Genomic DNA, 17748 nt, shown 5'->3' on the forward strand with positions numbered 1-17748 from the left:
CGGCACGGCCGGAAACCGGATTAGCCTATTCCGGCAACGGAATGAACTCATGTTCCTGAGGAACCGCCGCGAAGCGGCCGGTTTTCCAGTCCTGCTTGGCCTGCTCGATCCGCTCCTTGCTGGAGGAGACGAAATTCCACCAGATGTGGCGCGGGCCTTCCAGTGCATCGCCGCCGAGAAACATCATTCGCGTGGCCTTGAGTGCCTTCACGGTGATGCGGTCACCGGGGCGGAAGATCAGCAGCCGCGGCCCCTCATAGCGCTCGTTCGCGATCTCGACCTCGCCGTCGACCACGTAGATCGCGCGCTCCTCGTGATCGGGGTCAAGCGGCACGCTCGCGCCCGCGACCGCCGTGACCTCGGTGTAGAACCAGGGCGAGACCATGGACACCGGCGACGTGATGCCGAAGGCGGAGCCCGCGATCACCCGCGCGGTGAAATCCCGCTCGGAGATCATCGGCAGGTCGCCGGCGCCGTAATGCTGGAACGACGGCGCGATCTCTTCCGATCCGGCCGGCAGCGCGATCCAGCTTTGCAGGCCCAGCATCTGCTGGCCCGAGGCGCGCTGCGCATCCGGCGTGCGCTCGGAATGCGCGATGCCGCGGCCCGCCGTCATCAGGTTCATCGCACCGGGCGCGATCTCCTGGACGTTGCCCTCGCTGTCGCGGTGCATGATCGACCCGTCGAACAGATAGGTGACGGTGGCGAGCCCGATATGCGGATGCGGCCGCACGTCCATGCCCTTGCCGGAGACGAACTGCACCGGGCCGAAATGATCGAAAAAGATGAACGGCCCGACCATCTGCCGCCTGCCATGGGGCAGCGCGCGTCGCACGACGAAGCCGTCGCCGAGGTCGCGCGTGCGCGGCACGATCACGAGATCGAGCGCATCGCAGGACATGGGATCGCCGAGCACGGGATCATTGGAGGGTTGCCAGCTCATGATGGACTCCTTTTAACTTTCTTGGCACGATCGTAGCAGGATTTGGCGTCGCCGTCGCGACAAAGCCGGGGACCCGACGTCACAGGTTCGATAGAGCCACATACTTCGCTGTTATGCCCCGCCCAGTGCGCAATTGCGCACGGGGGCGGGGCATCCAGTGCGTCGCGACCTCTCGGCTCAATCACAACCGTCTCGGTGTACTGGATCGCCCGGTCAAGCCGGGCGATGACAGTTGGGGTGTGGATGGTCCTTGAAAAAAAGGACGCAACGAACGATGTTCGGCTGATTTCAACCGCGACCGATCGCATCGCCCGATGACAATTGCCGCAACAGAGCTTGCATTTCGCGCCGCGTCCGTGGCGCTGCTGCTGGTGCTCGCGGCGTCCCTGCTCTCGGATTTCCGCAATGTGCTGGCGGCCCGGCTCGGTGCGGCCTTCGCGCTGGGCTCAGCGGCGCATGCGGCGAGCTATTCGGTAGATGTCACGTCGCGGATCCCGCTCCTGCATGCGCCGCTGATCGCGCTCTCGACCGGCACCATCGTGGTGTTCTGGCTGTTCACGCGCTCCCTGTTCGACGACGAGTTTCGCCTCCGCTGGTGGCACGGATGGGTCTGGGCGCTGGTGACGGCCTTCAGCTTCGCAGGCTGCGTCTGGATTGCACCCAGCGGCCATGTGCGGTTCTCGGTGACGGCGGTGAATCTGATCGTGCTCGGTTTCATCGCGCTCGCGGTCGGGCAGATGATCGCCTCCTGGCCGGCCGACCTGGTCGAGCGCCGCCGCCACGTTCGTGTCTTCATCGTCTGCGTAACCGCACTCTATGGCGGGCTGAACGCGGTACTCCAGATCGTCGTCGCCGGCCACCACGTCGGCGATGTCGCCGAAACCATCAATGCCGGCGTGCTTGCCTGCACCGTCGCGGCGATCGTCTATGCCATGATGCGCGTTGACGGGGCGGATCTATTTCCGGCTGCGGCGGAGCCCGCACCGCCGATTGTTTTCAGTCAGCCTGCAGCCGATGACGCGGCCGATCAAAAGCTCATCGACGCCCTGATGCGGCTGATGGCCGACGAGCGGATCTATCGCCAGGAGAACATCACCATCGGCGTCCTGGCAGGTCGGCTGAAGATTCCCGAATACAGGCTGCGCCGGCTGATCAACCAGCGGCTCGGCTACCGCAACTTCAATGTCTTCCTGAACAACCACCGCATCGAGGAAGCCAAGGCCGCGCTCGCCGATCCCGCCCAGGCCGAGGTCCCGGTCATCACCATCGCGATGGATGCCGGCTTCCAGTCGCTCGGCCCGTTCAACCGCGCCTTCAAGGCGGTCACCGGCGTGACGCCGACGGAGTACCGGCGGCTGAAGGTGAATGCGGCGTAACCGGCTCTTCGCCTCTCCCCGCGTGCGGGGAGAGGCCGACGCGCGAAGCGCGGCGGGTGAGGGGGAGCCTCCGCGAGTCCAACTCTCACCGCCCCCGCGGAGGCTCCCCCTCACCCCAACCCTCTCCCCGCAAGCGGGGCGAGGCAGCGGACCACCGTCGTGACTGCATCCTCGCATTGCTTTGAAATATTTGAGTTATTTCGGAATCGGCCAGCCCCGCTCAGTTTCAGCCACGCTATTTTCCAAATCCGGCGAGCGCGTGTCGCCCGCATCCGGCCTGCTCTCCCGCACCTGCCCCGAAGCCGGAGAAAGCCCGTGACCCGCCGCCGCAAGATCATCCTCCTCACCACCGCCATCGCCGCTGCCGGCGTCGCGCTCGGCGCGGCGCGGGCGCATGACGTGCCCAGGATCGCCACCGGCTTCGTCGCCGACATCCTGTGCTCCGAGACGTTCGTCTCGGGCCTGGATATCAGGCGGACCTTCGCCGAAACCATGGACGCCATGCCGGGCACCAGTCTGATCACCTGGGCGATGGACTATCAGGTCGATCGCGCGCGCAAGGACGTCACGGTGACATTGTTCGGCATCGGCCGCAGCCATGCCGTCTATCGCGAAGGGCTCGGCTGCACGCTCGAGCACGGCGCGGCGATCGCCGACGTCGCGGTGCCCGCGGACGACAGGCAGCCGGCGCTGCTGCCCGAGATCGCCGGCCCCGCGATCGTGCCGCCGCAAAGCCCCGAGCTTGCCGCCGCGCTCGACCGTGCCTTTGCGGAGCCCGCGCAGCCGCCTCATCGCCGCACCCGCGCGGTCGTCGTGACGAAGGCGGGCCGCATCATTGCCGAGCGCTATGCGGACGGAATCGGACCGGAGACTCCGCTGCTCGGCTTCTCCATGACAAAATCGGTGATCTCGGCGCTAACAGGCGTGCTGGTGCGCCAGGGCAAGCTGAAGCTCGATGGGCCTGCGCCGGTCGCCGCCTGGAAAGATCCTGACGATCCGCGCCACGCCATTACCGTCGATCAGCTGCTGCGCCACACCGCGGGCCTTGCGCTCGGCAGCTCATTGGAGGCTTCGCTCGGCTCCGCCTTCGAGCCCGTCAACCGGATGAAGTTCATGGAATCCGACATGGCCACCTATGCGGAGAGCATCCCGCTCGAGACCGCACCGGGCACCGCGTGGAACTATCACGACGGCAACACCATCATTCTCGCGCATCTGATCCGCGTTGCTGCCGGCGGCACCCCCGAAGATGCGCTGCGCTTCGCGCGCCGCGAATTGTTCGCCCCGCTCGGCATGCGCCATGTCACGCTCCAGCTCGACGGCGCCGGCACGGTCGAGGGCTCCAGCGAGATGCTGGCGACCGCGCGTGACTGGGCGCGGTTCGGCCAGCTCTATCTCAATGACGGCCTCGCCGGCGGCAAGCGCATCCTCCCCGAGGGATGGGTGAACTATTCGGCGACGGCGACGCCAAACGCGTGGGTCGGCATCGGCGCCGGCTTCTGGACCAACCACGGCGCCAGCTTTGGCGCGAACCTTCGCATCACACACGGCTGGCCGCGCGATGCCTTCTTCGCCAAGGGCACGATCGGGCAGTACACGATCGTCATTCCCTCGGAGCGACTCGTGATCGTGCGGCTCGGCCGCTCGCCGAACTGGCCGCCGGAGGCGGACGGCGTGTTCGATCTCGTGCGCGACGTGGTGGCCGCAACGCGCGAGAAGGGGAAGCTGGCGGGGGTGAATTGATTTAACCTCTCCCCGCTTGCGGGGAGAGGTCGGATTGCGCAGCAATCCGGGTGAGGGGGGACAGGTCTCGCGGCCATCTCATTCGCGGAGAGATGCCCCTCACCCCAACCCTCTCCCCGTAAGAACGGGGAGAGGGGGAAGAGAGAGTCCTACCTCCCCAATTCCGTCGCCTTCGCCACGCGGTCGAACCGCTCCAGCGTCAGGATCGCGTCGGCAAATTTCTCCGCCCGCGCATTCAGCACCGGGCGCGCCAGCGTCAAGAATTTCTGCTGCATCGCCTGCGCATCGGGAAACGAATTCGGCTCGCCGGAGGGATCGGCATACAGCCGCTCGTGCACGCCGTCGTCCGTCGTGATGCTGACGCGCGCGCCGAACGGATGGGTGCGGCCGATCTCGAGCCGGTCGTCCTGCACCACGTCGAACTTGTCGGCGAGCGTGTCGATGGCGGTATCGCCGAGGCGGTTGTAGTCATCCCAACCAAAGCTGCCCTGATCGAGCGCGAGCGCGCCGGTGAAGAACATCGAGAACTGGCCGCCGACGATCGAGGTCGGATGCCGCTTGGTCGCGGCATCGCCGGTCAGCGTGATGCCGTTGCGATGCAGGCCGATCTCGACGCGCTTGACCTGGTCTGGCGTCAGATTGTGCTCGCGCCGCATCGCGATCAGCGCGTCGATTGCGGCATGGGTGTAGCGGCAGCTCGGATACGGCTTCACGCCGATCTTCATCGTCTCATAGGTCTTGCCGAGCTCGGCGACGGCCTTGCCGGGATGCGCGTCGTCGGTGTAGCCGGCGAGCAGGCCGTGCTTGCCCTCGACCGATTCGGTCGCGCCGACGAAATCGTTGCGCGCCAGCGTCGCGGCGATCACGCCGTTCATCGCGGCGGCGCCGACCTGGTAGCGCTTGTTCCAGGCGCCGTTGACCAAAAATTGCAGCGAGCCGGCGGCCTGGCTGCCGGAGACGCCGAAGGCGGCGATGATCTGCTTTTCGCTGAGGCCGAACAGTTTTCCGGCCGCGGCGGCCGCGCCATAGGTGCCGGCGGTCGCGGTCGGATGGAAGCCGCGCGCATAATGCGAGGTCGGGTCGAGCGCGTTGCCGAGCCGGCAGCAGACTTCATAGCCCGCCACGATCGCGGTCAGCACGTCGCGCCCGGAAGCGCCGACCATCTCGCCGACGGCGAACGCGGCCGGAACGACCGGCGCGCTCGGATGAAGCGAGGAATCCGCATGCGTGTCGTCGAAATCGAGGGAATGGCCGAGTGCGCCGTTCAGCAGCGCCGCCACCGCCGGGGTCCAGGTCTTGCTGTCGCCGAACACGGTGGACTCGCCCCTGGTGTCGAGCGCGAGCGCCTCCAGCATCTTCAGGATCGAGGGGGTGGATTCCGCTTCGCTTCTGGCCCGGATCGCGCTGCCGAGGAAATCCAGCGTCAACACCTTGGCGCGATCCAGCACTTCCGCCGGAATATCCTGGTATTTCAGATTGAAGACATAGGCGGCGAGCGTTGCGGTTTCGTGGGCCATCGTGTTTCCTCGTTTTGGCGCGCAAGTTAGGCGGGCTGATTTGGCCTTTCAAGCGGCCTTGGGGCCGCGGGCATCAGCTATGCTTTTGGCAGGCGCAAGAGGATCGGACCGGGACATTCGACGATGGCACTCGCAAGACAAATGTTCGACCGGATCCGATCACGGCGGACGCAGTTGGGGTTGGCCATCCGGGTCACGGTCGCCGCGGTGGCGGCCTATGCGATCGCCACCGCGCTGCATCTGCTGTTGCCGCTCTGGGCGGTGCTGACCTCGCTGATCGTGACCCAGATGAGCGTCGGCCGCTCGCTGAAGGCGACACGCGACTACGTGCTTGGCACGATCGGCGGCGCCATCTATGGCGGAGCCATCGCGATCCTGATCCCTTACTCTACCGAGGCGGGCCTGTTGGGGCTGCTGGTGCTGGCGGTCGCGCCACTCGCCTTCGTGGCCGCGATCAACCCAAGCCTCAACGCGGCGACGGTGACCGCGATTATCGTGCTGCTGGTTCCGACCATGCATCATTCCGATCCCATGACCTCGGCGATCGATCGCGTCAGCGAGGTCGGGGTCGGCGCCATCACGGGATTGCTCGTTTCGTTCCTGGTGCTGCCCTCACGCGCGGTGCGACAGATCCGCGCCAGCGCGGCAAGACTGCTCGAACTGATCGCGGACGCCTTCACCGAGTTGCTCGCGGGTCTCACGCGCGGCCGCGACAACGATGCGCTGCACCGGATCCAGGACGGCATCGGCACCGCGATGGTGGGCATGAATGCCATCGGTACAGAAGCCGAACGCGAGCGTGCGGCGCGCCTGTCGAGCGGGCCCGATACCGGTCCCTTGCTGCGAACGGTCCTGCGGCTGCGCCATGACGTCGTGATGATCGGCCGCGCCACCGTCGTCCCGCTGCCGGTCGAGGTGCAGATGCGGCTCGCCGCGCCGCTGGCGGAGGTCAGTGCGGCGATCGTGCGCTTCCTGCGGTCGGCGGCCGAAGCGTTGCGGGCTGGCGCCGGCGCGCCGCCGATCCATCCCGTGCATGTCGCGCTTCAGCACTACGCCGAGGCGGTTGCCGCGGTGCGCCAGGACGGCCTGATCCGCGGCCATTCCGGCGACACCGCCGAGCGCTTCTTCGCTATCGGATTCTCGCTGGAGCAGATGCACCAGAATCTCTGCGATCTCGACCGCGTCGTCGGCGAGTGGTCGGAGGCAGCAAGCGACAAGCCCGCGCGCGTGGCGGAGTGAGCCGGTGCTGGAACTAGCAGGCCGATGCGACCCGCCGGTCACGCTGGATCAGCAGTGCCAGAGAGACAGCTCCAGCCACCAACAGCGCCCAGTCTTGCGGCACGCGGAGCAGTATCGCGGCGCTGCCGCCGACAAGCGACCATAGAAACGGGATCACAAGGAGCCAGCGCGGGACCGGCTGCCTTGTCAGCAGCAACATGCCGAAGCTGAAGATGGTGACGGGACACGGCGTGACTCCGAACATCGGCAGTTCGTTGGGGTGCTGACCCATCTCGAGGCCGAACAGGGGGTAGATCGCCGCCGCGTAGAATACGAACGCGACTCCGATAACCCCCGCTGATTCCTCATTGTAGTCGAAATCGATCCGGTTTTGGCACACGCCGAAATAGACGAAGGCTGCAGCCTGGACGACAAACAACGCGCCGAAAATGTAGGCCAGCTTGTTGATCGTTGCGAAGAAGGTCAGGTGATAGACGATCCCGGTCCATGCCCACATCGCCGCAAGAATGCCGGCGACGATCTGATCGGCCCATCTGTCCTTGCGAAACACCAGCACGAAGGCCAGCCCGCCCAACAGATATGCGAGAACCTGCATCGGCCAGATTGCCCGGTTGTAGCTCGCAAAAACACCTAGGAATTGCTCGATCGTGAACGGCAGCATGATCGCGGCTCCTTCCGGGAGGAGACGCTATGCAGCCGGCGAGATGCGTCATTTGACCGGGATCAACGCGGATGCACGCCCGGCCGCGGCATGTTGACCTATGTCGGTCATGGGCCGAGGCCGGTACGCATCAGGACTTGCCCTACCGCTTCGTTAGGCCCTTGTCCTGCATGCGCCAGACCAAGAGATCGATGCGGTCCTGGCCGAAGAACGGCTCGTTCTCGAACACGAAGGTCGGCACGCCCCAATGGCCGGAGGCGGCGTGGTCCTTCTCGTTCTCCGCGATCACCTGCTCGTAACGATCCGGATCGGCGCTGATCGCAGCATCCATCGCGGCGAGATCGAAGCCGGCCTTCTCGGCCGCGCGGGCGAGATGATCGCCTTCGTTCCAGCCCGCCACCGAGCCGTCCCACAGCACGCGCGCAATTGCATCGGTGAATGCGAGCGAACGGCCCTCGAGCTGCGCCATCGCGCCCAGCCGGGTCAGCCGGTGGATGTAGGGTTGCTCGGCCGCGACATCGAACGTCGTCTTGTCCTGCACGATCGGATCGGGCCTCGGAAAGCGGAACGGAATGCCCTCGTGCTGCGCGACGCGCGTGCTGTCGAGCACCACATAGCGAATGAAGTTCGGGCTGGCCTTCTTGAAGAAGCCGGGGACGCGGACTGCCAGCGGATAGACCGGTCGCAGGTTCACCGCGAGGTCATACACCGCGACGAGCTTCAGCGTCTTCGGCAGCGCCAGATAGCTGAAGGGACTGCGGTAGGAGTAGAAGAGGTCGACGGACAGGGTCATCTCGCCGGTTCCGCGATGCGCTTCATCATGCCGCGGACCACGAACTTGTGGAAGGGCATGATGAGGGCGAGATAGGTCCGGCCGAGCAGATTGTGGGTGCGCACCAGCGTGGTCGATGTCACCTGGCGGTCCGCCTCCGTTCCGGCGACATCGACGACGAGGCGGAAATCGAGATGGGAATCGTTGAAGCCCGCGACCAGCCGCTCCGGTGTTTCGCTGACCACCGGAAACAATCCGATCAGGCCATACGGCGCCGGTGCGCCTTCGCCCGAGGTCTTCAGTCCGAACGGTCTCACCAGGATGTTGCGCAGGCGTATGAGCGCATCGACCCAGCGCGGTCCGTGGAGAACCATCCGCACGCAGGCCTCGCGAGCATTCACCGCCGTTGCGCCGATCTCCACGCGAAATGCGTCCACGAACTGCGCGCCCGCCAGCAGCGTGCCGGCGTCGACATTGGGAGGAACTTCGCGGACTGTGCCGATCATCCCGCCAGTCTGCGCGCCAGCATCCGGAAGCGCAAGACCAGGAGGCCGGCATAGACGAACGTGCCGATCGAGAATCCGATCCAGACGCCGACTGCGCCCAGCCCGGTGTGGAAAGCCAGGACCCAGGCGACGGGAAAGGCGACGCACCAATAGCCGATCGCCGCGAACGCCAGCGTCATCCGGGTGTCATTGATGCCGCGCAGTGCGCCGCCCATGATGGTCTGGAGGCCGTCGGCGATGAAGAAGGTCGCGCCGACCAGCAGCAGTGTCGCCGTCAGCTCGACCGTTCCCGCGCTGGCCTCGCTGCCGCCGAAGAACAGCCGTCCGAGCTCGTAGCGGCCGAGGATGATGGCAACCGTCAGGGCCGAGACCAGCGCCACGCCAAGCACCGCAGCGACGAGGCCCGCACGTCTCACCGCGGCCGGGTCGTTGCGGCCGAAGGCGTGGCCGACGCGGACCGTCGCCGCCATGCCGATGCCGAGCGGGACCATGAACAGCACGGCCGTGACCTGGAGCGCAATCTGGTGCGCGGCAAGCGCAGTGGTCGAGATCAACCCCATCAGCAGCGCCGCGGACGAGAACAGGCCATATTCCAGCAGCAGGGAAAACGAGATCGGCGCGCCGAGCGCGATGAGCTGGTGCATCAGGGGCCAGTCGATCCGCCAGAGATGGGCGAGCGGACGGTAGTCCGCGAATGGCTTTCGCCATGCGGCGATGGCGAGCACAGCGAGGAAGGTGCCGAGGTTGACGAGCGTGGTCGCGAGCCCGGCGCCGAACAGGCCGAGCTCCGGCAGGCCGAACAGGCCATGGATCAGGACATAGACCAGCGCGGCATTGACGGGGATCGCCGCGACCGTGATCCACAGCGGCGGCTGCGGCCGGTTCACCGCGCTCATCATGCTGCGCAGCGCGATGAAGCCGAGCGCCGGTGCGATGCCCCAGGCGAGGCCGTTCAGATAGTGCTGGGCGAGCGCGGCCGATTGCGGCACCTGTCCGAGAGCGATCAGGATGTGTTCGCCATAAAGCGGCGAGGCCATCATCGGCAGCGAGATCAGCAGCGCGACCCACAAGCCGACGCGCAAGGCGCGGCGGATGCGCCTGACGTCGCCGGCGCCGAACGCCTGCGCCACCAGCGGCGACACCGCAGCCATCAATCCGAGCCCGAAGGTAAAGCTGACGAAATAAACTGTATGCGCCAGCGCGGCGGCGGCGACCGCATCCTCGCCGAGCCGGCCGATCAGCGCGAGATCGGTCGTGATCATCGCGATCTGCCCGAGCTGCGTCAGCATCATCGGCACGGCCAGCCGCAGCGTCTCGACGAACTCATCGGCGAGATGGTTTTGCGGCACGCCGGATTGCGGCTGCGAATGATGTTGCACGGTGTCGAGCATGGTCACTCAATAGCATCACTGAGCGACGAAAACATGGCCCGTGTCTCTTCTCCCTCTCCCCGTTCTTACGGGGCCGCGACGAGCTTTGCTCGCGCTGAGAGGGTTGGGGTGAGGGGCCTGTTTCCGCAGAAAAGATGGCAGTTGGATTCGCGGAGGCTCCCCCTCACCCGGATTGCATCTGCGATGCAATCCGGCCCCTCCCCGCAAGCGGGGAGAGGCAAAGACCTTAGCTCTTTCTTTCCGGCACGCGCTTGATCTTCGCGCCCAGCGCGTTCAGCCGCTCCTCGATGCGCTCGTAGCCGCGCTCGATCTGGTCGGCGTTGTTGATGGTCGAGGTGCCCTCGGCGCAGACCGCGGCCAGCAGCATCGCCATGCCGGCGCGGATGTCGGGCGAGGTCATCGGCGCGCCGCGCAGTCGGCTGGGACCGGCGATGATGGCGCGATGCGGATCGCAGAGCACGATACGCGCGCCCATCGCGATCAGCTTGTCGACGAAGAACATCCGCGATTCGAACATCTTCTCGAACATCAGGATCACGCCCTCGCATTGCGTGGCGGTGACGATCGCGATCGACATCAGATCGGCCGGGAAGGCCGGCCAGGGCTGGTCCTCCAGCTTCGGCACGTGGCCGCCGAAATCGTCCTGGATCTTCAGCGTCTGGTTCGAGGGCACGATGAGGTCGTCGCCCTCGACGCGGCAGACGATGCCGAGCCGTTCGAAACCCATGCGGATCGAGCGCAGATGCTCGACACCGGCGCGCACGATGCGAAGCGGCGAGCGCGTCACGGCGGCAAGCCCGATCAGCGAGCCGACCTCGATATGGTCGGGCTGGATTCGGTAGGTCGCTTCCCCCAGCGTCGCCGGACCATGGATGATCATGGTGTTGGTGCCGATGCCCTCGATTCTGGCGCCGAGCGCGACCAGGAAGTTGGCGAGGTCCTGCACATGCGGCTCGGAGGCTGCGTTGCGCAAATAGGTGACGCCGTCGGCGGCGACCGCCGCCACCAGCGCGTTCTCGGTCGCGGTGACGCTGGGCTCGTCCAGGAACACGTCAGCGCCGGCGAGCTTTGGCGCGCGGAATTCGAGCCGGTCGGTTGCGGTGACTTTGGCCCCGAGCTGTTCCAGCGCCAGCACATGGGTGTCGAGCCGGCGGCGGCCGATGACGTCGCCGCCGGGCGGCGGCAGCATCACCTCGCCGCAGCGGGCGAGCAGGGGGCCCGCGAGCAGGATCGAGGCGCGGATGCGGACGCAGAGCTCGGGGTCGAGATCCGCAGCGCGGATGCTCTTGGCATGGATATGAAGCGTGTTGCGGGCGGTCCACTCCGCCGCCGCGCCGACCGAGCGGATCAGCTCGACCAGCGTCTCGGTGTCGCGGATCCGCGGCACGTTCTCCAGCGTCACCGGATGCTCGGTGAGCAGCGCGGCGGCGATGATCGGCAGCGCCGAATTCTTGTTGCCGGACGGCTCGATCGAGCCCGAGAGCCGATGACCGCCCTCGACGATGTACTGGATGGGCGCCACGGTGGTTCTCGCTGTCCTGTTGGGTGGGGCGGGCTACTTCGGAGGCGCAAACTACCGAGATTTGGGCACGGTAGCAATTCGGGCTTGATGGTCGCCAGGTGCGCTCCCTCTCCCGCTTGCGGGGGAGGGCTGGGGTGGGAGTGCTTCAGCGGTGGGGTTGTCGAAATCTATGGAGAATATCCCCGCGAGGAGAAAGCCCTCACCCGCCGCGCGCGGGACGATGCTTCGCACCGCCCGGAGCGCGTCGACCTCTCCCGCAAGCGGGAGAGGTGCAACGAGGTCGGGGCTAGATATCGATCGTCGCGCTGAGCGAATGTTCCTGGATGAAGTCGCGGCGCGGCTCGACCACGTCGCCCATCAGCTTGGTGAAGATGTCGTCGGCCTCGTCGACCTCCTTGACCTTCACCTGGAGCAGCGAGCGCGCATTGGTATCCAGCGTTGTTTCCCAGAGCTGCTCCGGGTTCATCTCACCCAGTCCTTTGTAGCGCTGCAGGGTGACGCCCTTGCGGCCGGCGTCGGTGACCGCTTCGAACAGATCGACCGGACCGTGGACCGTGTGCTCGACGTCCTTGCGCCGCAGGTTGCCGGGGCGGGCATAAACATCCTGCAGCTTGGGCGTAAATTCGTCGAGCTTGCGGGCCTCGGCCGAGCCCAGGAACGCGGAGTCAATGATCGCGACGTCCTTGACCCCGCGCACAGTGCGCTCGAACTGGAAGCCCTGGCCTTCCACGTAGTGGCCGACCCATCCGCGTTCGACATCCTCGGCCTGCTTGTCCAGCCGTCCGGCGACGTATTGGGCGGCCGCGGCGGCCTTGTCGGGATCGCCGTAGATGTCCTTGTTCAGCACGCCAGTGATGGCGGCCTGCTCGACGACCTTGCGGTTGTAGCGGGTGTGCAGATTGCGCAGGATGCTGCGAACGACGCGGGCGTCGTCGATCAGTCCGCGCAGGTCACGGCCGCTGCGGTCGCCGCCGGTGCCGGGCGTGAATATGCAATCATCGAGACCGGTCTCGATCAAATAGTCCTCCAGCGCCCGCTCGTCCTTCAGGTACTGCTCGGACTTGCCTCTGGAGACCTTATAGAGCGGCGGCTGGGCGATGTAGAGATAGCCGCCGTCGATGATGTCGCGCATCTGCCGGTAGAAGAAGGTGAGCAGCAGCGTGCGGATGTGGGCGCCGTCGACGTCGGCGTCCGTCATCACGATGATCTTGTGATAGCGCAGCTTCTCGATCGAGAACTCGTCGCTGATGCCGGTGCCGAGCGCCGTGATCAGCGTGCCGATCTGCTCGCTTCCCAGCATCTTGTCGGGACGCACGCGTTCCACGTTGAGGATCTTGCCGCGCAGCGGCAGCACCGCCTGGAATTCGCGGTTGCGGCCCTGCTTAGCGCTGCCGCCTGCCGAGTCACCCTCGACGATGAAGAGTTCGGACTTGGCCGGATCCTTTTCCTGGCAGTCGGCGAGCTTGCCGGGCAGCGAGGAGACCGAGAGCGGGCTCTTGCGCGTCAGCTCGCGCGCCTTTCGCGCGGCTTCGCGGGCGGCTGCGGCCTGGATCACCTTGCCGACGATCATCTTGGCTTCGCTAGGGTGCTCCTCGAACCAGGCCTGGAGCGCCTCGTTGAGCACGTTCTCGACCACGGGACGCACTTCCGAGGACACCAGCTTGTCCTTGGTCTGCGACGAAAACTTCGGATCGGGCACCTTGACCGACAGAACGGCGGTGAGGCCTTCGCGGCAATCGTCGCCGGTCAGCGCGATCTTTTCCTTCTTCGCATTGGCCTCGGCATAGCCGTTGACCTGGCGCGTCAGCGCGCCGCGGAAGCCGGCGAGATGGGTGCCGCCGTCGCGCTGCGGGATGTTGTTGGTGAAGCACAGCACGTTCTCGTGGTAGCTGTCGTTCCACCACAGCGCCGCCTCGACGCCGATGCCGTTGGCTTCCGCGCGCACCATGATCGGCGCCGGCACGATCGCCTTCTTGTTGCGGTCGAGATGTTTGACGAATTCCTCGACGCCGCCGGAATAGTGCATCTCCTCGCGCTTCTCGACCGCGTGGCGCATGTCGGAGAGGGCGATGTTGACGCCGGAGTTGAGGAAGGCGAGCTCGCGCAGGCGGTGCTCGAGCGTCGCGAAATCATATTCGATGTTCTTGAAGGTGTCGGGCGAGGCCAGGAACGTCACCTCGGTGCCGCGCTTGCCCGGCGCGTCGCCGACCACCACCAGCGGTGCGACGGCATCGCCATGGGCGAACTCGATGTAGTGCTCCTTGTTGTCGCGCCAGATGCGCAAGCCGAGCTTGCTCGACAGCGCATTCACGACGGAGACGCCGACGCCGTGCAGGCCGCCGGAGACCTTGTAGGAGTTCTGGTCGAACTTTCCGCCGGCATGGAGCTGGGTCATGATGACCTCGGCCGCCGAGATGCCTTCACCCTTGTGGATGTCGACGGGAATGCCGCGGCCGTCGTCGCGCACGGTGACGGAATTGTCGGCATTGAGCACGACATCGACGCGCGTGGCGTGGCCCGCCAGCGCCTCGTCGATCGCGTTGTCGACGACCTCGTACACCATGTGGTGCAGGCCCGAGCCGTCGTCGGTGTCGCCGATATACATGCCCGGGCGCTTGCGGACGGCATCGAGACCCTTGAGCACGCGGATCGATTCCGCCCCGTAATCGCTCGGATTTGAGGGCTCGTTTTCGGCAGGCGTCTGCCGAGCAGGTTCTGTCATAAGAGGCCTTCGAGATGTCGCCCGAATCAGCCGCGCAAAAGGCGCTGATGTGAGGCTATTTGTGCCATGAAAGACCGCTTGCGCCTAGCGCAAAGTATCCTCCGGCAACCCTTTGACTAAATAGGGATTTTTGGCCGGTTTTCAAGCCTCGCGAAGGCCGATTCTGGGCGCCGCAAAAAGCGCGATTCGGACCCTCCTTTTCACCCCCCGAAGGCGTGGATTTTGCGGGGCGGGGAAGCGCGTTCCGAGATGCCGCGGCGCCCCGGAACGGGCCACGGGTTCAGTATATCTGGGACGGTTTCTTATCGTCGCTGAGGCCCCAGGCCTCGCCTGAGGCAAGGGTGACGGTATCGGTGCGCACCAGAAGGCCCGACACGCGCAGCTCGTAGGAATACGTGCCGGGCGGCAGATCCAGCACTTGTGGATGGTTTTCGCCGCCCGCGATCTTGATGGTTTGATCGTTGATCACAAGCGAAGCCACATCCGGCCTTAGATAGCCGAATATCAGCCGCGCTTGTCCTGATATCGGCAGGACATCGGCCTTGGCTGCAGCCTCCGGATTCCGTTGCGCCAGGCTGACCGTGGTCTCGCCCTTGGCGCGGCCAAGCTTCAGCACGGCCGGGCCCTTCGGGGAGACGAAGGCCAGTTGCACGCGATCGGCGGCGATCATTGCGTCATCCGGCTTCTCCTGCCAGCCGCGCTGTCCGAGCTCTCTGCGGTAGAGGGCGAGCACCTCGCTGAGCTCCGCGGGCACGCGCGCTTCGATCTCGAGCCGGAGCGGGACCTTGGCGTCATGCGCGTGCGTGGTGCGGAATTGGCTGAAGCTGCTTTGCTTCGGTGCCGGCATGTCGACGTCGGGATCTGCCGTCAGCGGCTCCTTCGAACAGCCTGCGAGAAGAGTGAGGGCGCACACCAGCAGCCGCCATCGTGCCGGAACTCTCGTCCCGCGCTTGACCGTTGTCATGCTCCATCTCCGAGAATGTCGCGCGTTGTGATCTTCGCGCGATGCGGCGGCTGCGACACGGTCGCCGCCGCTTCCAGACGACTAGTCGCCCCAGGAACCGGACAGGTTCAACCGGGCCGTTGCAGGCACAGGCGGCGGGATCAATACATCTGCAGCGGAAGCACCTCGCCGGTCGGACCCACCATCAGGCCCCAGGCATCGCCGGCGGCGACCGTGAGGGTCTCGGTGCGGGCGGGACGCCCCGGTACGCGCAGCGCATACTGATACTTGCCGGGCGCCAGATCGAGCATCGGACCTTTCGGCGATTGCGGGCCGCCGGCGCCGGCCGCGATCTTGATGGTCTGCTTGTTGATCGTGAGCGATGCTTCCTTCGGCCCGATATTGCCGAGCATCACCCTGGCCTGGCCCGGCTTGGGCATGATGTCCGCCTTGGTCGCGGCATCCGGATTCTTCTGCGCCAGATTGACTGTGGTCTCGCCTTTGGCGCGACCGAGCTTGAGCACGGCCGGGCCCTGCGGCGAGGTGAAGTCGATCTGCGCGCTATCTGCGGACACGGCGGCACCGTCGGCCTTTTCCTGCCAGCCGAGCTTTCCAAGCTCGGTGCGGTAGAACGCCAGCACGTCGCCGAGCGGGGCGGGGATGCTGGCCTCCAGCTCGCGGCGGAACGGCGTCTCGCTGCCCGGCAGTTTCGTGGTGGCGAGCGAGGTCGACGAACGCTGCGTCGGCACGGGCAGCTGGGATTCGGTGTCCGGCTTGAGCGGTTCGGATGACTTGGCCTGCACCTCCGCAGGCTTATCCGCAGGCTTGGCCGCAGTCACCCTTAGGCCCGAACCCTCGGCACTGACCCGCACCTTGGGGCCCATCTGCATCACGGTGAAGGAGATCGACGTGCCGCCCTTGGCAAACTCCAGCATCGCCATGTTGGGCTGGTTGATGACCGAAGGCCGCTCGTTCCAGCCCAATGGCTTCAGCGAGGCCCGGTAGAACGCGGTCAGCGCCTTCACGGATGAACCAGAGGAGAATTCGAGGCTGCCGTCGCTGCCTTCGAACTTCACGCCCTCGGCGTTCTCCGGCAGCGGCACCGGCGTCTTGCTGTCGGCGAGCGCGTTGAGCGGGGCATCGGACAGCGCGGCCGCCTGCACCTTGCGCCGCGCCTCGTCGGCGGCGATGACCTGCTTTGCGGCTGCCGCGGCATCGCTGAAGAATCTGTCGTCAGCCTCCTTCTTTGCCTTGGCGCGGGCGGCAAGGGCTGATTCCTTCACCTGCGCGGTCAGGCTGACCATGGTGAAATCGTATTTGCGGCCAAGCCGCAGCACGCCGGCTTCCTCGGCGTTGGAGATCTTGATCGCCACCTCGTCGCCGGGCGCGAGCGGCGCGCTGCCGTCCTCCTGCCAGCCGCGCGCGGCGAGCTCGCGATGATAGAAGGCCAGCACCGCGGGCAGCTCGGCCATCGCTGCCGCCGACATCTCGCGCTTGTTGGAGCTTGCGCTGCCGAGCCCCCTCGACGACTTGGTGAAAGTTGGCCGCGGCAGCCCGGCGGCGTCGCTGTCGGCCTTGAGATCGAAGGGAAGCGCGAAGGGCGCGACGCGGATGTCGACATTGGTGCGGCCGTCGTCGAGGCGCGTCAGCGTCAGCATGACGGGCTTCTGCTTGTAGAAGCCGGTGACCTCACTGTCGGGATGCTCGTAGAACACGCGTAAGCCGTTGGGAACGGTCTCATCCAGGCTGGTCGTCCAGCGCGCGGCCGTTTCCGGCGTGAGCTTGCGCCAGCCGATCGCTTCCATCTGGCTGGCGTAAAAGTCCGATGTCGTATCGAGCGCGCTGGGCGCGATGCAGCCGAGATAGGGCCTTGTGCCATCGAACACGATGTCGCTCGCGCCGTCGGGGAACGGCACGTTGCCGTAGATCCGGTCGGTCGAGTAGTAGACCACGGACTGGTCGGGCCGGCCGAGGGCCTGCGTGAAATGAACGGACAGGCCCTGCCGTCCCTTCTTGAAATTCAGCGTGGTGCTCTTCTCCTCCAGCGGCCGCACATAGGGCACCCAGCCGGCCGCGCCGAGGAGCTTCTTCACCGCCGGCGATGTCACGGATTCCGGCGTCGGCATGCGATACTCGACGCGGTAGGGATCGGGGCGCGAATTATCCTCCACCGCACCCTCGAGCTGCGGCAGCGCGTGAACGTCGACGATGCCATCGTCGGCGCGTGCGGGCAGAGACGCGCTCGCCATGAGCAGAAGGCCGCAGGCAAGCAGCCGCCAGCGTGCCGGGACCTGCGTCCCGCGCTTGATGATCGACATCGCCAAAACTCCTGGATTTCGCGCGGGTCTTGATCCCTCGCGCAATTGCAGGCTGCGACACCGTCGGCGCGGCCTCAGACGAGAAGTCGCGGCAG

General features: G+C 66.0%; 13 protein-coding genes. 3 read left to right on the forward strand and 10 right to left on the reverse strand.

Annotated features, from left to right (window positions below):
* Positions 1-25: 25 nt before the first annotated feature.
* A complete protein-coding gene (locus ACE10W_RS00780) occupies positions 26-943 on the reverse strand; it encodes a pirin family protein (protein ID WP_028172539.1) in 918 nt (305 codons plus the stop codon).
* Positions 944-1257: 314 nt separating this feature from the next.
* On the opposite strand from ACE10W_RS00780, the gene ACE10W_RS00785 reads away from it, so the two are divergent.
* Positions 1258-2319 carry a helix-turn-helix domain-containing protein gene (locus tag ACE10W_RS00785; RefSeq protein ID WP_304550057.1) on the forward strand — a complete coding sequence of 354 codons (1062 nt, stop codon included), beginning with the start codon at positions 1258-1260 and terminating at the stop codon, positions 2317-2319.
* Positions 2320-2634: 315 nt separating this feature from the next.
* Positions 2635-4062 (forward strand): serine hydrolase domain-containing protein, encoded by a 1428-nt coding sequence (locus ACE10W_RS00790; protein ID WP_370205330.1) that lies wholly within the window; start codon positions 2635-2637, stop codon positions 4060-4062.
* Positions 4063-4211: 149 nt separating this feature from the next.
* Here the strand turns inward: ACE10W_RS00790 and ACE10W_RS00795 are convergent, their stop codons facing one another.
* Positions 4212-5579: an MmgE/PrpD family protein gene (locus tag ACE10W_RS00795; protein ID WP_304550060.1), complete on the reverse strand. Its 1368-nt coding sequence runs from the start codon at positions 5577-5579 to the stop codon at positions 4212-4214.
* Positions 5580-5702: 123 nt separating this feature from the next.
* On the opposite strand from ACE10W_RS00795, the gene ACE10W_RS00800 reads away from it, so the two are divergent.
* Positions 5703-6818, forward strand: a complete 1116-nt coding sequence (locus tag ACE10W_RS00800; protein WP_271555619.1) for an aromatic acid exporter family protein — start codon at positions 5703-5705, stop codon at positions 6816-6818.
* 13 nt (positions 6819-6831) lie between these two features.
* Here ACE10W_RS00800 and ACE10W_RS00805 read toward each other — a convergent pair whose 3' ends face one another.
* The 8 genes from ACE10W_RS00805 to ACE10W_RS00840 form a co-directional block, all read right to left on the reverse strand.
* The gene (locus tag ACE10W_RS00805; RefSeq protein WP_011083640.1) at positions 6832-7479 is read right to left on the reverse strand and encodes a DUF6064 family protein; all 648 of its coding nucleotides are present in this window, start codon (positions 7477-7479) and stop codon (positions 6832-6834) included.
* A 142-nt stretch (positions 7480-7621) separates the two neighbouring features.
* A complete protein-coding gene (locus tag ACE10W_RS00810) occupies positions 7622-8272 on the reverse strand; it encodes a 2-hydroxychromene-2-carboxylate isomerase (RefSeq protein ID WP_060909524.1) in 651 nt (216 codons plus the stop codon).
* Entirely contained in the window at positions 8269-8757 is a 489-nt protein-coding gene (locus tag ACE10W_RS00815) for a DUF2867 domain-containing protein (protein ID WP_011083642.1), read from the reverse strand. The genes ACE10W_RS00810 and ACE10W_RS00815 overlap by 4 nt, the downstream gene beginning before the upstream one ends.
* Entirely contained in the window at positions 8754-10148 is a 1395-nt protein-coding gene (locus ACE10W_RS00820) for an MATE family efflux transporter (protein WP_304553945.1), read from the reverse strand. The genes ACE10W_RS00815 and ACE10W_RS00820 overlap by 4 nt, the downstream gene beginning before the upstream one ends.
* A gap of 226 nt (positions 10149-10374) precedes the next feature.
* Positions 10375-11670, reverse strand: coding sequence for a UDP-N-acetylglucosamine 1-carboxyvinyltransferase (gene murA, locus ACE10W_RS00825; RefSeq protein WP_304550064.1), 1296 nt, complete (start codon positions 11668-11670; stop codon positions 10375-10377).
* 286 nt (positions 11671-11956) lie between these two features.
* Positions 11957-14392, reverse strand: a complete 2436-nt coding sequence (gene gyrB, locus ACE10W_RS00830) for a DNA topoisomerase (ATP-hydrolyzing) subunit B (protein WP_304550066.1) — start codon at positions 14390-14392, stop codon at positions 11957-11959.
* A gap of 280 nt (positions 14393-14672) precedes the next feature.
* Positions 14673-15356, reverse strand: a complete 684-nt coding sequence (locus ACE10W_RS00835; protein WP_304550068.1) for a hypothetical protein — start codon at positions 15354-15356, stop codon at positions 14673-14675.
* A 140-nt stretch (positions 15357-15496) separates the two neighbouring features.
* Entirely contained in the window at positions 15497-17653 is a 2157-nt protein-coding gene (locus ACE10W_RS00840) for a hypothetical protein (protein WP_304550070.1), read from the reverse strand.
* Positions 17654-17748 lie beyond the last annotated feature (95 nt).

Source organism: Bradyrhizobium sp. B025 (genome assembly GCF_042257955.1).
In the GTDB taxonomy this organism is placed as follows: Bacteria; Pseudomonadota; Alphaproteobacteria; order Rhizobiales; family Xanthobacteraceae; genus Bradyrhizobium; species Bradyrhizobium diazoefficiens.